The organism is Caballeronia sp. INML3B (genome assembly GCF_023631305.1).
GTDB lineage: Bacteria > Pseudomonadota > Gammaproteobacteria > Burkholderiales > Burkholderiaceae > Caballeronia > Caballeronia turbans.
Window position 1 is genome coordinate 1 of the sequence record NZ_JALQDI010000012.1, and the last position, 21,462, is coordinate 21,462.

A 21,462-nucleotide genomic window follows, 5' to 3' on the forward strand; every position below is an offset into this window, starting at 1 on the left:
CGCGATCTTCGCGAGCGAGCCGCCGAACTTGCCTACCGCCGTACGCGCGGCCGATACGATCACTACGTCAGTCATTTCAGTTTCCTTTTGGCATCGAATGTTAATGCGGTTCAAACCGGCGCCATGCGCTCTCGCGCACGCTCACAGGCGCCGCTCAGAAGTCGCGTTCCAATACGTAACGGCCGGGTGCGGCCTCGATGACCGGGTGAGCCTTCGATCCCTGCGCGGCGCCCGCCTTGACCCGCTCGCCCGCGCTTTCGGCGAGCCACCTCGACCAGGTTGGCCACCAGCTTCCGGGATGCTCGGCCGCGGCCTCGAACCACGCATCGGGGTCCTCCGGCAGATGCTCGTCGTCGCTGTCGATCATCCAGAAGCTGCGCTTGTTCTTCGACGGCGGATTGATCACGCCCGCGATATGACCGGACGCGCCGAGCACGAACGTCTGCGGGCCGCGAAGAATCGGCGCGGATGCATAAGCCGATTTCCACGGCACGATATGGTCTTCCCGCGAACCGTAGATGAAGGTCGGCAGCGTGAGGCGCGACAGGTCGATCGGCTCGCCGCACACCGTCAGCGCGTTCGGCGTCCTCAGCTTGTTCTCGAGATACGTGTTGCGCAGATACCAGACGCACATCGGGCCCGGCAGGTTCGTCGAATCGCTGTTCCAGAAGAGCAGATCGAACGCTTGTGGCGTGCGGCCCTTGAGGTAGTTATCGACGACGTAATTCCAGACCAGGTCGTTCGGGCGCAGATACGAGAACGTGTTGGCGAACTCGATACCGCGCATGAGACCGGCAGGCGCGCCGCCCTTGCCGCCGATTGACTGCTCGCGCATCTGCACGTGCGCCTCGTCGACGAAGACGTCGAGCACGCCCGTATCGGAGAAATCGAGCATCGATGTGAGCAGCGTCATCGATGCGGCCGGCTCCTCGCCGCGGGCTGCCGCCACCGCGAGCGCGGTCGCGAGAATCGTCCCGCCGATGCAGAAACCGAGCGTATTGATCTTGTCCTCGCCGGTGATCTCCTGCACGACGCGGATCGTCTCGAGCGCGCCCTGTTCGACGTAGTCGTCCCACGTCTTGTGTGCGATCGACTGATCCGCATTGCGCCACGACAGGATGAACACCTGATGCCCTTCTTCGAGCGCGTAGCGCACGAGCGAGCTCTCCGGCGACAAGTCGAGGATGTAGAACTTGTTGATGCACGGCGGCACGATCAGGAGCGGCCGCGCATACACGGTCGGCGCGAGCGGCTTGTACTGGATCAGCTGCACGAGCTCGTTCTCGTAGACGACCGAGCCTTCCGTAGACGCGATGTTCTTGCCGACGAGAAAACGTGATTCGTCCGACTGCGAAATCTTGCCGCGCTGCATGTCGTTCAGCAGATTCAGCATGCCCTGGCGCAGGCTTTCGCCCTTGCTCTCGATGAGCGTCTTCTGCGCATCGGGATTGAACGCGAGGAAGTTGCTCGGCGCGGCCGCGGCTGCCCATTGCTGCACGGTAAAGCGGATGCGCTCGCGCGTCTTCGGATCGCTTTGCACCGCATCTGCGAGTTCCTGCAGATAGCGTGCATTCAGCAGATACCACGCCGCGGTGAACGCGTAGGCGGGCGTGGTTTGCCATGAGGTATCCGTGAAGCGCCGGTCCTTCAGCGCGGTCGGATCGATGCTCTGCGCGCCCGCCTGCTTGAGCAGTTCGGCGGCATCGCGCGAATAGCTGCTCTGTAACTGATGGAGGCGCTCGGGCGAAATCGCGGCGGTCGGAATCTTCGGCAGCGTGGGCAACCCTTGCATCGCGGAGCCGAAGCCCGGCATGCTGCTCGCGAGCTTCGCGAACTCCACCATGCCGTTCATTTTCGTGAAGTCGGGCATCTGCGGCATGGCGCCCGGCGACGGAAACGCCGCTGGAAATGCCCCGGACGGAAATCCGTTCGGCAACCCGTTGGCGAACGCGGCGAATGCAGCGAACGGCGATGCGGCCGCGTCAGTAGCGGTATTCGTCTGTTGAGTGAATTTCGACCATTGCGCGGGGTCGGCAATGCTGCGCCACGCGTTCAGCCATTGATCGAACGCCTGCTGTACGCCAGTCGTATCGGCAGATGATGCCTCGGCCGAGGTGCTGTCGGTACGGGAGCGGGAAGATGAGGAAGTAGTTTTGGAAGCCATACCCGCTATTGACCTGTGAGTCTCGCAAGACTTGGATTGCTAACGCAGGCATCGCCGGGCTTTCCTCGACCAGCGCGCAAGTTTTGGTGCGCCTTATGCGCGTGGCAAGTTTGAGCCTTGCTACGCCGTGCCCGGATTGAATGAATTCCAGGAACATTCTTGCTCCAGGATGTCAGGCATGTCAATGCTTCGTCCCGATTTTGCCGCAGTGCGATATTTTTTTAATTATCGTTTTCCCCCATCCGAAATATTGCATTTCGGCTGAAATATCGTCATGGCTGAAACGGGTCTCGGGTGCGTTCAAATACGAGCGCCAACCGTCAGTCGGATAGCCAGATCATCGCGGCCATTCGGCCGGTCACGCGATCCCGACGGTACGAATAAAAGCGCTCTTTTTCGGTGACGGTGCAATGCGTGCCGCCGTGGATTCGCGCGGCATCCATGCCGAGGTCGGCGAGACGCAGGCGCGCGAGCGCATAAATATCCGCGAAGTATTTGGCAGGCGTGCCGCCTGCGGGCCTGAATGCAGCTTTCGTCGCGTCACGGCGATGTGCCTGCGCCGCCGCGACGAAAGCATCGAGCACGTCCTCGCCCACTTCGAACGCTTCGGGCCCGATGGCCGGCCCGAGAAACACATTGAGCCTCGATGCGCAGACACCCGCCAGCGTCGCGACGCGCTCACCCGTTTTCTCGACGATGCCGCCGGCGAGACCGCGCCAGCCCGCGTGCGCTGCGCCGACGGCGCGACCGTCGTCGTCGCAAAAGAGGACCGGGAGGCAATCGGCCGTCATCACGACGCACACGACGCCCGCGCGATCCGTCACGCTCGCATCGGCGCGCGTGCGCTCGCCACACGCCAGGCGTTCGATGACCGCGTGCGCATCCTCGACCTGCGTGCCGTGGATCTGTTCGAGCCAGGCGGCGTTGCGCAAGCCCGTCGATGCGAGCGCGCGACGGCGGTTTTCCTTCACCGCCTCGGGCGCGTCGCCCGATGAGAAGCCGAGATTGAGACCGCCCGCGCCGGACGTGCCGCCATCGTAGGGCGCCTCGCTCACGCCGCCTGCGCGCGTCGTGACGAAGGCGCGCACGCGCGGCGATACGCGCCATTGCGGCAACACGCAGTCTTTCGTTTGCAGTTCGGCGGCGTCATTGGTCATGCTTCGTCGTCCTCGCTCTCTTCGTCGTCCCAGTCGTCTTCGTCGCCCTCACCCATCTCGTAGACTTCGACGAACTCCTCGTCCTCATCGAACTCGATTTCCTCGTCCTGTCCGAAGCCGAGCTCTGCCGCGAGCGCGGCGATATCCTCGGGTACGTCCGCGCGCCAATGCACCTCTTTGCCCGTCGCCGGATGAATCAGGCCGAGCCGCCACGCGTGCAATGCCTGACGCGCGAAATCGTGAGGCAGCGGTCTCACGGAACGCTTGCCGCGCGCGTGTCCGTACACCGGGTCGCCGAGCAGCGGATGCTGGACATGCGCGCAATGCACCCGAATCTGGTGCGTGCGACCCGTTTCCAGATCGCAGTGGATCGCGCTGACGGGCTGACCGTGCCACGTCGTCCGGTCGATGGTGCGGAAATGTGTACGTGCGGGCTTGCCAGAGGCAGTCTTCACGACCGCCATGCGCGTGCGCTCGCGCGGATCGCGGCCGATCGGCGCGTCGATCGTGCCTTCGTCGGGCATGTTGCCCCACACGAACGCAACATAGCGGCGCTTGACCGTGCGCGCCTGCAACTGGCGCACCAGGTCGGTCTGCGCCTCGAGCGTGCGGGCGACGACCATCAACCCGGACGTTTCCTTGTCCAGCCGATGCACGATGCCCGCGCGCGGCAGGCCGGCGGCGGCATCGCCGTAACGATGCAGCAGGCCATTGAGCAGCGTGCCGCTCCAGTTGCCCGCGGCCGGATGAACCACCATGCCCGCGGGCTTGTTGATGACGACGAGTGTTTCGTCCTCGTACACGATATGCAGCGGCACCGGCTCCGGCGCGAATGCGAGCTGCTCCGGCAAGAGGTCGGGCACAAGCGTGATCGTCGCGCCGAGCGGCACCGGCTGACGCACCTTCGCGCCCGCGCCGTCGATGCGCACGCGCCCGTCCTCGATCCAGCCCTGCATCCGGCTGCGCGAGAACTCGGGAAAAATTTTCGCGAGCACCTTGTCGAGCCGTTCGCCCGCAAGTTCATCGGGCACACGCGCCTCACGCGGCGCTTCGCGGGCCGCGCCGCCCATCGAATCGGCCGAGGCCGAGTCGTCGCCAGTGGCGCATGGGCTATAATCTTTGAGTTGGTCTTTGGTACGACGAGTACTTGAGCGGGTCATTTGAACGAGATTCGGCGGCGTGAATCGGAAGCCGCGCCGGAAACACAGCTAGTACAGCGAGAATCAGCCAGGAACAGCAAGCACTGATGCGAGCCTTCAACACCATTCATCACTCGATGCTTCAATCGATCAAGTATCTGGCCCTGGCCGCGAGCGTCGCCATCGTAACGGCCTGTCACGGCCTGCCCGAGAAGACCGACGAAACGGCAACGTGGAACAACAACAAATTATATACGGAGGCTCAGGACGCGCTATCCGGCAGCGACTGGGGCAAGTGCGCGAAGTATTTCGAAGCGCTCGAAGGCCGTGATCCGTTCGGCCATTTCGCGCAGCAGGCGCAGATCAACGTCGCGTACTGCAACTGGAAGGATAGTGAGACCGCCAACGCCGATCAGGCCATCGACCGTTTCATCAAGCTGCACCCGGATCATCCCGAGATCGCGTACGCGTACTATCTCAAGGGCATGATCCACTTCAACGACGACCTCGGTCTCTTCGGCCGCTTCTCCGGTCAGGACATGAGCGAGCGCGATCCGAAGTCGCTGCGCGAGTCCTATGACGCATTCAAGGTCGTCGTCGACAAGTATCCGCAAAGCAAGTACGCGCCCGACGCCGCGCAGCGCATGCGCTATATCGTGAACGCGCTCGCATCGCACGAAGTGCACGCCGCCGATTATTACTATCGCCGTGGCGCGTATGTGGCCGCGATCAACCGTGCGCAACTCGCGATTCGCGAATACAGGAATGCGCCGGCGACGGAAGACGCGCTGCACATCATGATGCTGTCGTACCAGAAGCTCGATCAGCCGCAACTCGCCGACGACACCAAGCGCGTGCTCGCCGCGACGTTCCCGGACAGCCCGTATGTGACAGGCAAACGCCGCGCGGGCACCGACAAGCCCTGGTACCAGATCTGGTAAGGCAGGCAACAAAAACACGGCCGGTTGATAACCGGCCGTTTTTTTACGTCGATGGAAAATGAGGATTCCGACAGTTACTCCGCCAGCTCCGTTTTCCACTTCGCCGCATCGCTGAAGAATTCCCGCACCACGTCGAGTTCGCGCGTGCGCTTGAACGGCGGCAGGCTTTGCCAGATGCGTCGGCCATAAGGCTTGTCGACGAGGCGCGTATCGCAGATCATCAGCACGCCGCGATCCGTCTCCGCGCGAATCAGGCGCCCCGCGCCCTGCTTCAACGTGATGACTGCCTGCGGCAACTGATGCACGGCGAACGGGCTCAGGCCTTTCTTCGTCAGCGCGTCGAGACGCGCGGCGAGCACCGGATCGTCGGGCGGCGCGAACGGCAGCTTGTCGATGACGACGAGCGACAGCGCATCGCCACGCACATCGACGCCTTCCCAGAAACTCTGACTGCCCACGAGAATCGCGTTGCCGTAGGCGCGGAACCGGTCGAGCAGTTCCGTGCGGCTCGCGTCGCCCTGAACAAGCAGCGGATTCTCCCAGCCACGCCGTTCGATGATGTCGCGCAGGCGCGTCGCAATGCGATCCACCGCGCGTAGCGTCGTGCACAGTACGAAGACGCCGCCGCCCGCCGCCTCGATCACGGGCAGCGCCGCCTCGAAGACGGCATCGGTGAATTGCGGCGACGAAGGCTGCGGCAAATTGCGCGGCACGTACAACAAACCTTGCGACGGGTAATCGAACGGGCTCGGCAAGGTCATCGAGCGGCGCGCGTTCAGGCCCATCTGCGCCGCGTAATGCGTGAAGTCGCCGCGCACCGACAGCGTCGCGGACGTGAAAATCCACGCGCGCGGCACGCCCGCACGCTGCTTCGCGAAGATCGGCGCGACCGACAGCGGCGTCTCGTGCAATTGCACCGTGTGCGAGAACACTTCGATCCAGCGCACCATCTCGTTCGGCTCTTCCCTCGCCGCCGTTTTAGCCGTGTCCTCGTCCGCGACGACTGCGCGTTCGAGCGATGTCGGCGGCGTCGTCCAGCCCGCGAGCAGATCCTGCAACTCGCGCGCGCGGCGCACCAGCGCCTGCAGCGATTCTGCCCGCTCGGCATGCGACGACAACATCGCGGCGAGCGCCGAAAGATGCGTTTCCAGGGTGTCGAGCGCTTCGAAGATCGGATGGCCGTCAGGCAACTGGCCGAGCGACAGGCGCACCGAATCCTCCTTGAACGCAAGCCGCACATCGCGCGCCGCACGCTCGAGCGCCGCGCCGAGCTTGGTCCAGTCGGCCGCATCGCGCGCGTGCGAGAGCCCTTCGGCGACGCTATCGCGTGCGAGTTCGAGCAACTGCGTCGTCGAGAGCGTTTCGCCGAAAAAGAGGGTCGCCGTCTCGGGCAACTGATGCGCCTCGTCGAAGATGATGGTGTTCGCCGTCGGCAGCAGCTCGGCCATGCCGGTGTCGCGCAGCATCACATCGGCGAAGAACAGATGGTGATTCACCACGACGATGTCCGCCTGCTGCGCTTCCTTGCGCGCCTGCATCACGAAGCATTCCTTGTAATGCGGGCACTCCTGGCCGAGGCAGTTGTCGCGCGTGGAGGTGACCATCGGCCAGACGGGCGAATTCTCCGGCACGCTTGCAAGCTCGGCCTTGTCGCCGGTGCGCGTGATCTTCGCGAAACGAATGATTTCCTGCAGATGCGAGGTGTCCTGGCGCGACGGCAGGCGGCCGTTGTCGGCGGTGCGCTCGAGGTAGTAATGGCACAGGTAGTTCGCGCGGCCCTTCAACATCGCGACGGACACCGGTACCGCGAGCGCGTCGCGCACGGTCGGGATGTCGCGCTGGAAGAGCTGATCCTGCAGATGCTTCGTACCCGTCGACACGATGACCTTGCCGCCCCACAGCATGGCCGGAACGAGGTACGCATAGGTCTTGCCGGTGCCCGTGCCCGCCTCGACGATGAGCGTGTTCTCGCCGCCGTCGATCGCCGTTTTCGCCGTCGCAATGCCGATGTCGTCGGCCGGATGCTCGTTGGGCGCGTAAGGTTTGTCGGAGGGTCCGAGCTTGCGCGCAGGGCGGCGCTGCGCCTCGAACATCGCGGGTTCGGGCATGGCGCGGCCAGATGCTTCCATCGCAGCCGCGACCGAGCGCGCCATTTCGATCTGCGACGCGCGCGGCCGATAACCGTCGATCGCGCGCGCGAGCAGGCCCTGCGCGGAAAAGATGGCGTCGAGCTCGACGCCGCGCTTGTCGGTCAACGCGAGCGGCGCGCCGGCGTCGTCACTGGATTGTGCGGGTGAGTTCAAGGCGTGCTAAATCCTGCGGGTTTCGGCGCGGCCGCGCACGCGAGGCGCCGACGCCAGCACGAGCCCGCGGCCGGCGCGTTGAGTTCAGTGCGCGTCCGAGTCCAGCTGCAATTGCAGCAGGAGAATGGTGTCCTTCACCTTGAGCTTGCGCTTTTTCAGGCGCCTCAACTCCAGGTCGTCGGTGCCGGACATCTTGTCGATCAGCGTGTCCAGGCTGTGATGCTCTTCCTGCAATTGCGCGATGCGATCGCGCAGCACAGCGGCATCCATGGCGGGTTGTCGGGGTGCGCGCGTGGATTCACTCAAACGCTGCTGCATGCTCACCTCCTTTCATCCTCTTTGCGCGGGCCCGCACGGCGAGCCCGACTGCCCTATTTACCTTGCTGCTGTTGTTGCTGCTGCAGTTTCAGTTGTTCCTGGCGCTCCTGCTCCTGCTGCTGCGCCTTTTCCTGCGCCTTCCTGGCGGCTTCCTTCTGACGCGCTTCGACTTCCGCGCGATGCTGCGCGGCTTCCTGCTGCTTCTGCTCGTAGCGCTGCGCCTTCTGCTCGCGCTCCTGCGCGTCCTGCACGCCGCGAGCGCGCGCGTCCTCGAGCTGCTTCTGGTAATCCGCCTGCTTGCGATCGTACGCCGCCTGGTTGGCCGCGCGCTGCGGCGCCTCGGCGTTGCGCTGCGCGGCGGCCAGCGCGTTTTGACGCTGCTTGTCCTCGTAGGCCTGCTGGCTCGCCTTCTCGTTCGCCGCGCGCTGCGGCGCTTCCGCCTCGTATTGCGCCCGCTTGATGGCCGTCTGCTGGTCGCGTTGCTTCGCCCGCTCGGCGCGCTGCTCGTCGTCGAGCGCGAGTTGTTCCTGGCGGATCTGCTGACGCGTTTCGCGCATTTCGTTGCGCGCGTTGTCGATGCAGTGATTCACGAAGAACTTGCTGTAGCAGTCGTGCTGCTTGACGCCGTAGCGGTAGTTGTTTTCTTCGGTGCGATGGTCGAGCACCTTCTGGCGCTGTGCGAACTCGGCTCTCAGCGCGTCGTCGGCAGTTTGTGCAGCCGGCGCGCCCGACGGCGCAGCATCGAGCACGCGCGCGCTCACGGACGTGCCGGAATCGATCGGCTTCGCGGCCTGGGCAAGCGCATGCTGCGACGCGAATGCGCCTGCCGCGCAAAGCAGCGATACCGCCGCGGCGGCCGGCACGTTGGAAAGGCGGAAGTTGGGCAAATGGATGAACGGCAACGTGATAAAGAATCAGGCGCGAAACGGCTTGTGCGATGCCCAAATTCTATCACCGCGGGCCGGAGCGCTCCGCCATTTATGGCAAAATGCCCCGCTCCAGCAACCCGGTCCGAACCTGGCTCGTTGCACGGTCGCCCGCCCGCGGCGCCTCGCTCACGCGAGCCTGGCGACGCGGCGCGGAGTTCGCCGGCGAGCCGCAGACAGCGCAGAAACATGACGGAAACCGTAGCACTCAAGATCGTACAGCGCATTGCCTCCGAACTCACCGTGCAGCCGCGCCAGGTCGCCGCCGCCGTGGAGCTTCTCGACGAAGGCTCGACTGTCCCGTTCATCGCCCGGTATCGCAAGGAAGTCACCGGCAATCTCGACGACACACAGTTGCGCACGCTCGAAGAGCGCCTGCTGTATCTGCGCGAACTCGAAGACCGCCGCGCGACGATCCTGCAAAGCATCGACGAGCAAGGCAAGCTCACCGCCGAGTTGCGCGGGGCGATCGAGGGCGCGGACAGCAAGCAGGTGCTCGAAGACCTCTACCTGCCCTACAAGCCCAAGCGCCGCACGCGTGCGCAGATCGCCCGCGAAGCCGGTCTCGAGCCGCTCGCGCAGGCGCTCTTCGCCGATCCCACGCTCGATCCTCAAGCCGAAGCAGCAAAGTTCGTCGATGCGGACAAAGGCGTCGCCGACACCAAAGCCGCCCTCGACGGCGCGCGCGACATTCTCTCCGAGCAGTTCGGGGAAACCGCCGAAATCCTCGGCAAGCTGCGTGACCATCTGTTCAACCAGGGGCTCGTCACGTCGAGCGTGGTGGACGGCAAGCAAGGCGAGGAAGGCGAAAAATTCCGTGACTACTACGACTACAGCGAGACGATCCGCACCGTACCGTCGCACCGCGCGCTCGCGCTGTTCCGTGGACGCAATGCGGGCGTTCTGAGCGTCAAGCTCGGTCTGGGCGAAGAACTCGACGCGCAGATTCCGCATCCGTGCGAAGCGATGATCGCGCAGCACTTCGGCATCGCCAATCGTGGCCGTGCCGGCGACAAATGGCTCTCCGACGTGTGCCGCTGGTGCTGGCGCGTGAAGGTGCAGCCGCATATCGAAACCGAACTGCTCACGCAATTGCGAGAAGAAGCCGAGCATGAAGCCATTCGCGTGTTCGCGCGCAATCTGAAGGACCTGCTGCTCGCGGCGCCCGCTGGCCCGAAGGCCGTGATCGGTCTCGATCCGGGCTTGCGGACCGGCGTGAAGGTCGCGGTCGTGGATCGCACCGGCAAGCTCCTTGCAACCGACACCATCTATCCGCACGAACCGCGCCGCGACTGGGACGGCTCCATTGCGAAGCTCGCCCGCATCGCGCACGCGACGCAGGCCGAACTCGTGTCTATCGGCAACGGCACCGCATCGCGCGAAACCGACAAGCTCGCGAGCGAGCTCATTGCGAAGCATCCGGATCTGAAGCTCCAGAAGATCGTCGTGTCCGAGGCGGGCGCGTCGGTGTACTCGGCATCGGAGCTCGCCGCGAAGGAGTTTCCGGAGCTCGACGTGTCGCTGCGCGGCGCGGTGTCGATCGCGCGGCGGCTGCAAGACCCGCTCGCCGAGCTCGTGAAGATCGAGCCGAAGGCGATCGGCGTCGGCCAGTATCAGCACGACGTCAATCAGCGCGAACTCGCGCGCTCGCTCGATGCGGTCGTCGAGGATTGCGTGAACGCCGTCGGTGTCGATGCCAATACGGCGTCGGTCGCGCTGCTCGCGCGCGTGTCGGGGCTGAACGCGACGCTCGCGCGCAACATCGTCGACTATCGCGATGCCAACGGGCCGTTCCCGTCGCGCGCGCATCTGAAGAAGGTGCCGCGCCTCGGCGACAAGACTTTCGAGCAGGCGGCCGGCTTCCTGCGCATCAACAACGGCGAGAATCCGCTCGATCGCTCGTCGGTGCACCCGGAGGCGTATCCGGTCGTCGAACGCATTCTCGCGAAGATCAAGAAGCATATCGGCGATGTGCTCGGCAAGCGCGAAGCGTTGACGGGCCTCTCGCCCACTGAATTCGTCGACGATCGTTTCGGCCTTCCGACCGTGCGCGACATTCTCGCCGAGCTCGAAAAACCGGGCCGCGATCCACGCCCCGAGTTCAAGACGGCGACGTTCCGGGAAGGCATCGAGAAAATCTCGGATCTCGTGCCGGGCATGATCCTCGAAGGCGTCGTGACGAACGTCGCGGCGTTCGGCGCGTTCGTCGATATCGGCGTGCATCAGGACGGTCTCGTGCACGTTTCGGCCATGTCCACGAAGTTCATCAAGGATCCGCACGAAGTCGTGAAGGCCGGTCAGGTCGTCAAGGTGAAGGTGATCGAGACCGATGTGAAGCGCCAGCGCATTTCGCTCACGATGCGTCTGGACGACGACTCCGCCGCCTCTTCCGCGAGTGGCAGCGCGGCCGGGGCGCAATCGCGTGGTTCGCAGGATCGTCGTTCGGCCCAGCGTCCGCAGCAGCGCCGCGAACCGGAACCGGCCGGCGCGATGGCCGCGGCGTTCGCAAAACTGAAACGCTGACGCTTCACGCTGCCAACAAAAAACCCCACGTTCTGCGACGTGGGGTTTTCTTTTTGCGCTTCCGAAAAACGAAGCGTCAGATTTCGATCTTAGTTCCCAGCTCGACGACGCGATTTGCGGGAATGCTGAAGAAATCGGTCGGTTTCGCCGCGTTCTGATGCATCCACGCGAACACGCGCTCGCGCCACACGGACATGCCCGGCAACTCCGTCGGCACGACCGTCTCGCGCGCCATGAAGAACGACGTGTCCATCAGCTCGAAGGTCATCGCGTGCGTGCGCGTGATCTGTTCGAGCACGGCCTTCACGTCCGGTGTCTCGTTGAAGCCGTATGCCGCCTTCACGAGGAACAGACCGCCGCCGATGTCCTTCACTTCGAGACGATGCGCATCGTCGACATAAGGAATGTCGCGCGTCTTGAAGTTCATGAAGATGGTGCGCTCGTGCAGCACCTTGTTGTGCTTCAGGTTGTGCAGAAGGCTCACGGGCACGAGCGAATCGCTGCCGGTGAGATAGATCGCCGTACCCGACACGCGATGCGGCGGATGCGCAAGCAAGCCCTGGAGGAACGGCATCAACGGGATACCGTCCGCGGCCGTGCGATCCTTCACGATCATGCGGCCTTTGTACCAGGTCATCAAAAGGAAGAAGAGCGCCCCGCCGATGCACAGCGGCAGCCAGCCGCCCTGCTCGATCTTGAGCAGGCTCGCGCCGAAGAAACCGATGTCGATCATCAGGAACACGGCGATCATGCCGCCGACGAGAAAGCGGTTCCAGCCCCACAGATTCACCATCACGACCGACACGAGGATAGTGGTCGTGAGCATGGTCGCGGTGACGGCGAGACCGTAAGCGGCGGCGAGATTTTCGGAACTCTTGAAGCCGATGACGATGCACAAAATGATGAAAAGCAGCATCCAGTTGACGAGCGGAATATAAATCTGGCCGATAGCCAGCTCGGACGTATGCATGATCTTCATGCGCGGCACGTAGCCGAGCTGGATCGCCTGGCTCGTCAGCGAATACGCGCCCGAAATGACCGCCTGCGACGCGATCACGGTCGCGACCGTCGACAGAATCACGAGCGGCAGCAAGGCCCAGTCGGGCGCAAGCAGGAAGAATGGGTTCTCGATGGCCTGCGGCGAGTGCATCAGCAACGCGCCCTGACCAAAATAGTTCAGCAACAGCGAGGGCATCACGAAGCCGTACCAGCCGTAGCGAATCGGCTTCACGCCGAAGTGACCCATGTCCGCGTACAGCGCTTCCGCCCCGGTCAGCACGAGCACGACCGAGCCCAGCACGATATACGCCTGCAGGACGTGCTGCGCCATGAAAGAAAAGGCGTAATAGGGATTGAGCGCGACGATGATGCGCGGCTCCATGACGATATGCGCGGCGCCGAGCACCGCGAGCGTGGCGAACCACACGACCATGATCGGGCCGAAGAGCTTGCCGACCACCGCCGTGCCGTGGCGCTGAATCCAGAACAGCGCGATCAGAATGACGATCGTGATCGGCAGCACGTACGGAGTTAGCTTGGGCGCGGCGATCTCGAGACCTTCGACCGCCGAGAGCACCGACATCGCCGGCGTGATGACCGCATCGCCGTAGAACATGCACGCGCCGAAGATGCCGAGCATCATCAGCACGCCCGAAACCTTGCCGGACTCCTTCACGCTGCGCAGCGCGAGCGTCGTCATGGCGAACACGCCGCCCTCGCCGTTGTTGTCGGCGCGCATGACGAAGAGCACGTATTTGACGGCGACCACCATGACGATCGCCCAGAAGAGCAAGGAGATGACGCCGAGAATCGACGCCTCTGACAAGCCGATGCCATGCGACGGGCTAAAGGCTTCCTTCAACGAGTAAAGTGGACTCGTGCCGATGTCGCCGAAAACGACGCCAATGGCGGCGAGCGCAAGCGAGTGCAATGGCTGTTTATGCTCGTGCGCGTGAGTCGTGTTAGTCATAAAAGCGATATATCCGTCCAGAGCGGAAAAAAACGAACGCCATTCTATCTAACGTTGCACGCGAAGACGCCTTCTCGCGTGTTGCTCGAGCGCCACGAGAGACGCGTGTGAGAGTGTAGCATCGCGCCCCGCGTGCGTCGGCGGGCGCGCTCGTCGCGATTTCATGCAGGTCAGTCCGCCTTCTCGCAAAAACAAAAAACGCCGTTGCGCCCGGCTTCGTGCCAGGCGAACGGCGTATGTCGCGCGAAACGATCAGGCGTCGATCAAGCGCCCCGTCCGTTTTGCGTGCCGCGCTTGATCCACGCGCCCAGGTTGTGCGGTCGCACCGTGTCCCACTCCTCGAAAGGCTGATGAATCCACGGATTCGTTTCAAGATGCTGAACGTGATAGTCGGGCTTGACCTTGGAGCACGCCTTGTACCAGAGCACCGCCGAGCGCACCGATGTGATCCCCGGATAACGCTCCTTCAGATGCTCCTGCACGCGCGCGAGCGTGACGCCCGAATCGACCAGATCATCGACGAGCAGCACGTTGCCGGACAGATCGCCGCGCGTCATCGTGATGTACTGCGCGATGTCGAGATCGCCCTGCTCCGTGCCCGCTGCTTCGCGGTATGAGCTCGTCGCGAGAATGGCGAGCGGCAGGTCATAAATGCGCGACAGCTGATCGCCCACGCGCAGGCCGCCGCGCGCGAGGCACAGGATCTTGTCGAACTTCCAGCCCGACTCGTGCACCTTCAGTGCGAGGAGTTCGATCAGCCGGTGATATTCATCCCAGCCGACCCAGAGATTCTTGTCGTCGTTGCGCGGGTCCGTCATCGCGATCATGGTGAGGCTCTTTCAAATGCTTAGGTTATATACGAAATGTGGCCGCAGGAGGCGGCCACATTCTTTACAGCGTCCGGTTCTGGTCGAGGCTCTTTAAGCGCTCAGACCTTGAACGGATGGCGAAGCAGGATGGTTTCGTCACGGTCCGGACCGGTCGACACCATGTCGATCGGCACGCCCGCCACTTCCTGCACGCGCGTCAAATACTTGCGCGCGTTTTCCGGCAGCCCGTCCCATTGCGTAATGCCGATGGTGCTTTCCTTCCAGCCGCCGAAGGTTTCATACACAGGCTCGCAGCGCGCCACTTCCGATGCGCCGCGCGGCAGGATGTCAACGAGCTTGCCGTCGAGCGTGTAGCCCGTGCAGAGCTTCACTTCGTCGAGACCGTCGAGCACGTCGAGCTTGGTCATGCACAGGCCCGAGATACCGTTGATCTGGATCGAACGGCGCAGCGCGGCGGCGTCGAGCCATCCAGTGCGGCGCGGCCGGCCGGTGACCGAGCCGAATTCCTTGCCGACAGTCGCGAGGTTCAGGCCCACCTGATCCTGACGCTGGGCGTTATCCGCGTCATACAGCTCGCTCGGGAACGGGCCCGAACCGACGCGCGTGCAATACGCCTTGGTGATGCCGAGAATATAGTTCAGACGCTGAGGCCCGATGCCGGCGCCGGAGGTCGCCGCGCCCGCGACGCAGTTGCTCGACGTGACATACGGATACGTGCCGTGGTCGATGTCGAGCAGCGTGCCTTGCGCGCCTTCGAACAGCAGATTGCGGCCGGCGTGATTTTCGTCGTAGAGACGGCGGGAGACGTCCGTGACCATCGGCGCGAGACGGTCGGCGTAGCCGAGCATCGTGTCGAGCGTTTCCTGGAAGTCGACAGCCTTCGCGCCGAGGTACTGAGTCAGGACGAAGTTATGGAAGTCGAGCGCCTCGCGCAGACGTTCCTCGAACACTGCACGATCGAACAGATCCTGCACGCGCAGGCCGCGACGGGCCACCTTGTCCTCGTACGCCGGGCCGATGCCGCGGCCGGTCGTGCCGATCTTGCCGGCGCCGCGCTTGGCTTCGCGCGCCTGGTCGATGGCGACGTGATACGGCAGAACGAGCGTGGCGGCTTCAGAAATGAACAGGCGCTTGCGGACATCGACGCCAGCCGCTTCCAGTTCGTCGATTTCCTTGAACAGCGCTTCCGGCGACAACACGACGCCATTGCCGATGTAGCAGGCTGTGCCCGCGCGCATGATGCCCGAGGGAATGAGGCGCAGAATGGTCTTCTTGCCGCCGATGATGAGCGTATGGCCGGCGTTATGACCGCCCTGGAAGCGCACGACGCCCTGGGCGTGGTCCGTCAGCCAGTCGACGATCTTGCCTTTGCCCTCATCACCCCACTGGGTGCCCACCACGACGACGTTGCGCCCCGGGTTCACATTCACTGCACTGGCAGACATGTTGATTCGTTAGCTGGTTAAAAACGTATTTTACCTATGTTCGCGAAAGGTTCCGAGTTTTTCGGGACGTGTTTCGCGATTTCGTCACGGTCGCGTGATTGGAATGGGCTAAGCAAATTCCCTTATCGATCAAGCGACTGTATTCATCGTCCCGCTTCAGGCGCGCGTTTCGACCGTCCATTTGCCGTCACGCTCGACGAGCACACGGTCGAACGCGAATTCGTCCAGATCGTGGTCGTGGCCGGGCAGCGCCTGGATGACCACTTCGCCCGCGTCGCGCAGTGCGAGAATCGCCGCGCGCAGCGGCTCATCGTGTTTCCACGGCGCGAGGATCGCGCTGCCGCGTGCGTCGACGGGCGAGATGCGCGCCACTTCGCGCAGATCGAGAGAAAAGCCCGTCGCGGGTCGCGCACGGCCGTAGGCAAGACCGACATCGTCATAGCGGCCGCCGCGCGCGACCGCGTTCGGCACGCCATCGACATAGGCTGAGAACATCACGCCGCTGTGATACGCATAGCCGCGCAAGTCCGCGAGGTCGATCATCAGTTCCGCGCCTTCGACCTGGCCCGCGAGGAACGCGAGATCGTCGAGCGCGCGCGCGATCACGGGCAGATTCGGCAAACGGCCACGGGCGATCTGCAGCACCGAAGCGTCGCCATAGAGCGACGGCAATGCCCGCAGCGCCTCGCGCGGCACCTGCCCGAGGTGCGCGGTCAATTCATGCAGGCGCGGCACGTCTTTGCTCGCAAGCGCGTCGTAAAGCGCTTCGCCGAGCGATGCCGCCGCCGGCTCGAGTTCCAGCAGCGCGGCAAGCACGCCCGCGTGACACAGATCGAGACGCACTTTCGTCAGACCTGCGAGATGCAGCGAGTCGAGCATCAGTTGCTGGATCTCAAGATCCGCTTCGAGCCCCGCGTGCCCATAAATTTCCGCGCCGATCTGAATCTGCTCGCGTGTCGCATGCAACCCGCGCGGGCGCGTGTGCAGCACGACGCCCGCGTAGCACAGCCGCGTCACGCCCTGCCGGTTCAGCAGATGCGCGTCGATACGTGAAACCTGCGGCGTGATGTCCGCGCGCAGGCCGAGCGTGCGTCCGGACAATTGATCGACGAGCTTGAACGTGCGCAAGTTCAGGTCGCTTCCGCCGCTCGTCAGAAGCGATTCGAGATACTCGAGCATCGGCGGCATCACGAGTTCGTAGCCGTACGAACGGAAACGGTCGAGCAGGCGTCGGCGCAGCTCTTCGATCTTGCGGGCTTCCGACGGCAACACGTCGGCGATATTCTCGGGAAGTAACCAGGTGGACATCGATACGTTTCCTACGGGACGAGAAGGCTTGGCGCTGGTCGCGCGGCGCTCACGGACTTGAACGGTCAGGGACGAATGAATAAGGACAAGATAGGCGAAATGGCGGCGGCCTGCCGGACGAGGTTCACGTCGCGATCAGCAGCAGAATCAGGCCGAGCACCATGGCGATCAGTCCGCCGATGCGGATATGGTGCAAGGGCCGCTCCGCGATGCGGCGAAAGGTATCGCGCCACGCGGTCGGAAAAACGAAGGGAAACATGCCTTCGATAATCAGCATCAACGCAAGAGCCAGCAGGAACGTCTCGGCCATGTCCAAGGTTTTTTTGATGCCGCGCGACCGGCAAGACGCGGTGCGCGGCGCGGACGGGAATCAGCGCTTCGCCGTCGCCGGGGCCGACGTGTCCGCCGCGCCGCCGGTCGGGCTCTTCATGAAGCGGAAGAAATCGCTGCTCGGGTCGACGACGATCACGTCGCCTGGCTTGAACGTCTTCTTGTACGCTTCGAGGCTCTGATAGAACTGGTAGAACTGCGGATCGCGTCCGTACGCATCGGCCGCTATGGCCGCCGCCTTGCTGTCTCCTTCGCCCTTGATCGACTGCGCCTGGCTATAGGCGTCCGCGACGATGGCCTGCTGCGTGCGCTCCGCATCGGCCTTGATCTTGTCCGCGTCCGCCGTGCCCTTCGCGCGCTCGTTCGCCGCGGCTTGCTGTCGCGCCGCGATCATGCGCTTGTAGACCGAATCGGCGACCGCCGACGGAAAGTCGATGCGCGTCATCTGCAAGTCGACGAGCTGCACGCCAAATGCCGCGGCCGCGCCTTCCACGCTCTTTTGCGCGTCGGCTTCGATTGCCTGCTGATTGCCTAGCGCGTCAGTGAGCGGGCGCTTCGCAAAACTGCTCGCAAGCGCCGCGCGCGCGAGCGCGGTGATGCGCTCCTCGGCCGTCTGCGTGTTCTTCTCGTTGCTTTCGAAGAGTTTCAGGGGATCGGCGACACGATACTTGATCACCGCGTTGACCAGCACTTCGTTCTTGTCCGCGGTCGAGAAACGGTCGGCGCCCGATTCGTCGATGGTGAGCGTGCGTGTGTCGATGAGCGTGAGTGTCTGGAACGGCGGCGGCAGCTTGAAGTGCAGACCGGGGCCTTCGAGACGCGGATTGCCTTCGCCATGCGCGGCGACGACGGCGGCATGTCTTTCGTCGACTGTGAAGATCATCGACGAACCGATGAACAACACGATGACGACGGCGACGACGAGCGCAAAGATTCGATTCATGTTCGCGCTCCTTATTGCAGGTCTTCCGACCGGCTGCGGGAGCGGAACGCATCGCGCGAGCGCAGCGGATCGCCGCCGGCATTCGCGCTTGCGCCGCTGGCGGAGCTTGCCGCGCTGGCGGGTGCGACCGCAGCCGGCGCCGATGCGCTCGCCGTGCCCTGCGCGCGCGCCTGAGGCCCGTCAGTCGCGGCGGCCGCGCCCGACGCAGCTGCGCCGCTCGCGCCTTCGGCCGCGTCCTTCGCCTGCTGCCTGTTGGCTTCGACGAGCTTGTCGAGCGGCAGATAGACGACGTTATTGCCGCCCTTGCTATCGACGAAAACCTTCGTGGTGCGCGAGTAGATCTGCTGCATCGTGTCCAGGTACATGCGTTGACGAATGACCGCGGGCGCCTTCGAGTATTCCGCGTAGACCTCCTTGAAGCGCTCCGCATCTCCCTGCGAGCGCGTGACCTCGCGGTTGCTATAGGCGCGGGCCTCGTCGATCAACTTCGCCGCGTCGGCTTTCGCGCGCGGCAGCAACTGATCCGCATAGGCTTGCGCGGAATCGCGGGCGCGCTCGTTGTCCTGACGCACGCGCGCCGCTTCCTCGAACGCCGACTGCACCTGTTGCGGCACCTGCACGCTTTGCACCGCCACGCCCGTCACCTGAAGACCGGTGCGATAAGTGTCGAGCGAACGCTGAATCGTCTCGATCAGGCGCGCGCGCAGCGCTTCGCGATCCTTGTAGAGCATGTCGTCCGTCGTGAGGCCGCCAGCAATTTCGCGGATCGCCGACTGCGCGGCCTGCGTCACGCTGTCGTCCGCATTGACGCTGCGAAACAGGAAATCGGTCGGCGACTTGATCTGATACTGCACGGCAAAGCGCACGTCGACGATATCCGCGTCGTTCGTCAGAAGCGACGCGTCGCGCACGTTGCCTTGCGACAGCGCGGTGCCGCGCCCGACTTCGACGGAACGAATCTGCGACGTATCGACGATCTCGCTCGACTGGAACGGATACGGCAAACGCCAGTGAATGCCTTGCGAGACCGTCTGACGATACTTGCCGAACTGGGAGACGACGCCGACATGCCCGTCCTGCACGACGAACACGCCGCTGCCCAGATAGATGGCGATCAACACGCCGATGACGATGCCGAGGCCGATCTTCGTGCCACGGCCGTTCTCGCGCGGCGCGCCGTTGCCAGGTTTGCGGCCGAACACCCCGGCGAGGCGGCGATTGAACTCACGCCACATCTCGTCGAGATCGGGCGGGCCTTCGTCCTTGCCGTTGGGGCGCTTGCCGTCTTGCGGGCGCTTGGAGTCGTTTTTCACGCCATTGCCGTCGCCCCGCCCCCAGCGCGGATCGTTGATCGAAAAGACGGCATGCTCAACTTGCCGGATAGTCCGCTCTTTGTAGTCGTTCACTCGGTGATTCACCATTAGACAGCCGGGGTCGATGCCGGGTCGATGCAATTCCGAAGCAACTTAATGTCCGTGCTCGGGGACCTTGTGATCGTCACGTTCGACGGCCTGCCGGTGGTCGTCCGGCTGCGCGTTCGTGTCGTGTATGGCGTTTGACTCGGACTGCGTGGATTGCGTTGCTTCGGACGCCTCGTGCGGCTCCGGAAATTCGGCGAGCACGCTGGGTAGGCCCGCATCGATTTCACCGGTTTCCGCCGTGGCGATTTCGGCGATGGCAGCGCGCAGCGCATCGAGCCCCTGACCCGTGCGTGCACTCAAGAAAACGCGCGAAATATTACCATACTCGTCCCTTTCAACCGCCTCGTCGCGGGCCGCGAGCTCGGGCACCGCATCGATCTTGTTGAAGACGAGAATCTGGCGAATGTTGTCCGCGCCGATGCCGCGCAACACCTCGTTCACCTGATCGATCTGATCGAGGCGCACCGCACTCGACGCATCGACGACATGCAGCAGCACGTCCGCGTGAATGGTTTCTTCGAGCGTGGCGCGAAATGCGGCGACGAGCTGGTGCGGCAATTCGCGGATGAACCCGACCGTGTCCGACACGACAACATGCCCCGCTTCCTCGCCGAGGAACACCCGGCGCGAAGTGGTATCGAGCGTGGCAAAGAGTTGGTCGGCCGCGTACGCCTGCGCCTTGGTGAGCGCGTTGAACAGCGTGGACTTGCCCGCGTTCGTATAGCCGACGAGCGACACCGACATCGTGCGATTGCGCACGCGCTGACGCCGTTGCGTGCCGTGCTGACGGCGCAGTCGTTCGAGCCGCGACTTGAGGGCCTTGATGCGCTCGCCGATCAATCGGCGGTCGGTTTCAAGCTGCGTTTCGCCCGGGCCGCGCAAGCCGATGCCGCCCTTCTGGCGTTCGAGGTGAGTCCACGCGCGAATCAGGCGCGTCGACAGATATTGCAGTTGCGCGAGTTCGACCTGCAGCTTGCCTTCGTGGCTGCGGGCGCGCTGCGCGAAGATATCGAGAATGAGGCTCGTGCGATCGACCACTCGGCGATTCAGCGCGACCTCGAGATTGCGCTGCTGCGCGGGCGCGAGCGCGTGATTGAAAATGACGAGTTCGACGTCATTCGCTTCGCACTGCAGGCGCAGTTCTTCGACCTTGCCGCTGCCGATGAACATTTTGGCATCGGGGCTCGAGCGGCGGCCGGTGAGCGTGACGGCGGGATGAGCGCCCGCACTTTGTGCGAGCAGACTAAGTTCTTCCAGACTGGCTTCGAAATCGATCTTGCCGAAGTCGATGCCGACGAGCGCTGCGTTAATCAAATTGATGTGTTCACGTTTTTGAAGCGACCGGCGAGTTGCTTAATGTTCGCTTTAGAATGGGCAGTTTCGCGCCGGCCGCGACGAGGTTTAGGACGATTCAGCGTCCGGGTGGAAATTCACCGGGCGGGCAGGCACGACCGTGGAAATGGCGTGCTTATAGACCATCTGGGTGACCGTATTTCGGAGCAACACGACGTACTGGTCGAAAGATTCGATGTTTCCTTGAAGCTTGATGCCGTTGACCAAATAGATCGAGACGGGCACGTGCTCTTTACGCAGTGCGTTCAAAAACGGGTCTTGTAACAATTGCCCTTTGTTGCTCATAGCAAACTCCGTGTTTTTTTGCAGGTTGGATATATTGTGGACGAAGAAAAAGAGATCCGCCGACAATCGCTACACTATAGCCGATTTTCGCTGTTTTACGTTTTCCG

The 21,462-nt window shown here is 63.5% G+C and carries 17 protein-coding genes; 2 read left to right on the forward strand and 15 right to left on the reverse strand.

The window, feature by feature from the left end; translation table 11 throughout:
* Positions 1–154: 154 nt before the first annotated feature.
* The 3 genes from phaC to NCS58_RS08250 all read right to left on the reverse strand — a co-directional run bounded on the left by phaC (position 155) and on the right by NCS58_RS08250 (position 4,481).
* Positions 155–2,164, reverse strand: a complete 2,010-nt coding sequence (phaC, locus tag NCS58_RS08240; protein ID WP_250538217.1) for a class I poly(R)-hydroxyalkanoic acid synthase — start codon at positions 2,162–2,164, stop codon at positions 155–157.
* Between the two features lie 320 nt (positions 2,165–2,484).
* Positions 2,485–3,321: a peptidoglycan editing factor PgeF gene (gene pgeF / locus NCS58_RS08245; protein ID WP_250476700.1), complete on the reverse strand. Its 837-nt coding sequence runs from the start codon at positions 3,319–3,321 to the stop codon at positions 2,485–2,487.
* Complete coding sequence (locus tag NCS58_RS08250; protein ID WP_409219267.1) at positions 3,318–4,481, reverse strand: RluA family pseudouridine synthase; 1,164 nt, start codon at positions 4,479–4,481, stop codon at positions 3,318–3,320. The genes pgeF and NCS58_RS08250 overlap by 4 nt, the downstream gene beginning before the upstream one ends.
* A gap of 86 nt (positions 4,482–4,567) precedes the next feature.
* Between NCS58_RS08250 and NCS58_RS08255 the strand changes: the two genes are divergently transcribed.
* Positions 4,568–5,401, forward strand: a complete 834-nt coding sequence (locus tag NCS58_RS08255; RefSeq protein WP_061120336.1) for an outer membrane protein assembly factor BamD — start codon at positions 4,568–4,570, stop codon at positions 5,399–5,401.
* Positions 5,402–5,475: 74 nt separating this feature from the next.
* Here the strand turns inward: NCS58_RS08255 and NCS58_RS08260 are convergent, their stop codons facing one another.
* The 3 genes from NCS58_RS08260 to NCS58_RS08270 form a co-directional block, all read right to left on the reverse strand.
* Complete coding sequence (locus NCS58_RS08260; RefSeq protein ID WP_250476702.1) at positions 5,476–7,704, reverse strand: ATP-dependent DNA helicase; 2,229 nt, start codon at positions 7,702–7,704, stop codon at positions 5,476–5,478.
* Between the two features lie 84 nt (positions 7,705–7,788).
* Complete coding sequence (locus NCS58_RS08265; protein WP_061120338.1) at positions 7,789–7,974, reverse strand: DUF465 domain-containing protein; 186 nt, start codon at positions 7,972–7,974, stop codon at positions 7,789–7,791.
* A gap of 101 nt (positions 7,975–8,075) precedes the next feature.
* Positions 8,076–8,924 (reverse strand): colicin transporter, encoded by an 849-nt coding sequence (locus tag NCS58_RS08270; protein WP_250538218.1) that lies wholly within the window; start codon positions 8,922–8,924, stop codon positions 8,076–8,078.
* A gap of 213 nt (positions 8,925–9,137) precedes the next feature.
* Here NCS58_RS08270 and NCS58_RS08275 point away from each other — a divergent pair, with 213 nt between their 5' ends.
* Positions 9,138–11,471 carry a Tex family protein gene (locus NCS58_RS08275; protein ID WP_250476704.1) on the forward strand — a complete coding sequence of 778 codons (2,334 nt, stop codon included), beginning with the start codon at positions 9,138–9,140 and terminating at the stop codon, positions 11,469–11,471.
* 76 nt (positions 11,472–11,547) lie between these two features.
* On the opposite strand, the gene NCS58_RS08280 is transcribed toward NCS58_RS08275, so the two are convergent.
* The 9 genes from NCS58_RS08280 to hfq all read right to left on the reverse strand — a co-directional run bounded on the left by NCS58_RS08280 (position 11,548) and on the right by hfq (position 21,355).
* Positions 11,548–13,440 (reverse strand): potassium transporter Kup, encoded by a 1,893-nt coding sequence (locus NCS58_RS08280; protein ID WP_061120340.1) that lies wholly within the window; start codon positions 13,438–13,440, stop codon positions 11,548–11,550.
* Between the two features lie 263 nt (positions 13,441–13,703).
* Positions 13,704–14,267, reverse strand: a complete 564-nt coding sequence (locus NCS58_RS08285; protein WP_061120341.1) for a phosphoribosyltransferase — start codon at positions 14,265–14,267, stop codon at positions 13,704–13,706.
* 101 nt (positions 14,268–14,368) lie between these two features.
* Positions 14,369–15,715 carry an adenylosuccinate synthase gene (locus NCS58_RS08290; RefSeq protein WP_061120342.1) on the reverse strand — a complete coding sequence of 449 codons (1,347 nt, stop codon included), beginning with the start codon at positions 15,713–15,715 and terminating at the stop codon, positions 14,369–14,371.
* Between the two features lie 156 nt (positions 15,716–15,871).
* Positions 15,872–17,023 carry an ATP phosphoribosyltransferase regulatory subunit gene (locus NCS58_RS08295; RefSeq protein WP_061120343.1) on the reverse strand — a complete coding sequence of 384 codons (1,152 nt, stop codon included), beginning with the start codon at positions 17,021–17,023 and terminating at the stop codon, positions 15,872–15,874.
* 124 nt (positions 17,024–17,147) lie between these two features.
* The gene (locus NCS58_RS08300; protein ID WP_409219268.1) at positions 17,148–17,333 is read right to left on the reverse strand and encodes a DUF2065 domain-containing protein; all 186 of its coding nucleotides are present in this window, start codon (positions 17,331–17,333) and stop codon (positions 17,148–17,150) included.
* 60 nt (positions 17,334–17,393) lie between these two features.
* The gene (gene hflC / locus NCS58_RS08305) at positions 17,394–18,296 is read right to left on the reverse strand and encodes a protease modulator HflC (RefSeq protein ID WP_250476705.1); all 903 of its coding nucleotides are present in this window, start codon (positions 18,294–18,296) and stop codon (positions 17,394–17,396) included.
* 11 nt (positions 18,297–18,307) lie between these two features.
* Positions 18,308–19,702: an FtsH protease activity modulator HflK gene (hflK, locus tag NCS58_RS08310; protein ID WP_061120398.1), complete on the reverse strand. Its 1,395-nt coding sequence runs from the start codon at positions 19,700–19,702 to the stop codon at positions 18,308–18,310.
* 60 nt (positions 19,703–19,762) lie between these two features.
* Positions 19,763–21,031, reverse strand: coding sequence for a GTPase HflX (gene hflX / locus NCS58_RS08315; RefSeq protein WP_061120346.1), 1,269 nt, complete (start codon positions 21,029–21,031; stop codon positions 19,763–19,765).
* 87 nt (positions 21,032–21,118) lie between these two features.
* Positions 21,119–21,355 (reverse strand): RNA chaperone Hfq, encoded by a 237-nt coding sequence (gene hfq, locus NCS58_RS08320; RefSeq protein WP_006999489.1) that lies wholly within the window; start codon positions 21,353–21,355, stop codon positions 21,119–21,121.
* Positions 21,356–21,462 lie beyond the last annotated feature (107 nt).

What these genes read in the sequence shown, in the direction of transcription:
- phaC (WP_250538217.1), bottom strand. Translation starts at nt 2,164, where the DNA reads ATGGCTTCCAAAACTACTTCCTCATCTTCCCGCTCCCGTACCGACAGC.
- pgeF (WP_250476700.1), bottom strand. Translation starts at nt 3,321, where the DNA reads ATGACCAATGACGCCGCCGAACTGCAAACGAAAGACTGCGTGTTGCCG.
- NCS58_RS08250 (WP_409219267.1), bottom strand. Translation starts at nt 4,481, where the DNA reads ATGACCCGCTCAAGTACTCGTCGTACCAAAGACCAACTCAAAGATTAT.
- NCS58_RS08255 (WP_061120336.1), top strand. Translation starts at nt 4,568, where the DNA reads ATGCGAGCCTTCAACACCATTCATCACTCGATGCTTCAATCGATCAAG.
- NCS58_RS08265 (WP_061120338.1), bottom strand. Translation starts at nt 7,974, where the DNA reads ATGGATGCCGCTGTGCTGCGCGATCGCATCGCGCAATTGCAGGAAGAG.
- NCS58_RS08275 (WP_250476704.1), top strand. Translation starts at nt 9,138, where the DNA reads ATGACGGAAACCGTAGCACTCAAGATCGTACAGCGCATTGCCTCCGAA.
- NCS58_RS08280 (WP_061120340.1), bottom strand. Translation starts at nt 13,440, where the DNA reads ATGACTAACACGACTCACGCGCACGAGCATAAACAGCCATTGCACTCG.
- NCS58_RS08285 (WP_061120341.1), bottom strand. Translation starts at nt 14,267, where the DNA reads ATGATCGCGATGACGGACCCGCGCAACGACGACAAGAATCTCTGGGTC.
- NCS58_RS08290 (WP_061120342.1), bottom strand. Translation starts at nt 15,715, where the DNA reads ATGTCTGCCAGTGCAGTGAATGTGAACCCGGGGCGCAACGTCGTCGTG.
- NCS58_RS08295 (WP_061120343.1), bottom strand. Translation starts at nt 17,023, where the DNA reads ATGTCCACCTGGTTACTTCCCGAGAATATCGCCGACGTGTTGCCGTCG.
- NCS58_RS08300 (WP_409219268.1), bottom strand. Translation starts at nt 17,333, where the DNA reads ATGGCCGAGACGTTCCTGCTGGCTCTTGCGTTGATGCTGATTATCGAA.
- hflC (WP_250476705.1), bottom strand. Translation starts at nt 18,296, where the DNA reads ATGAATCGAATCTTTGCGCTCGTCGTCGCCGTCGTCATCGTGTTGTTC.
- hfq (WP_006999489.1), bottom strand. Translation starts at nt 21,355, where the DNA reads ATGAGCAACAAAGGGCAATTGTTACAAGACCCGTTTTTGAACGCACTG.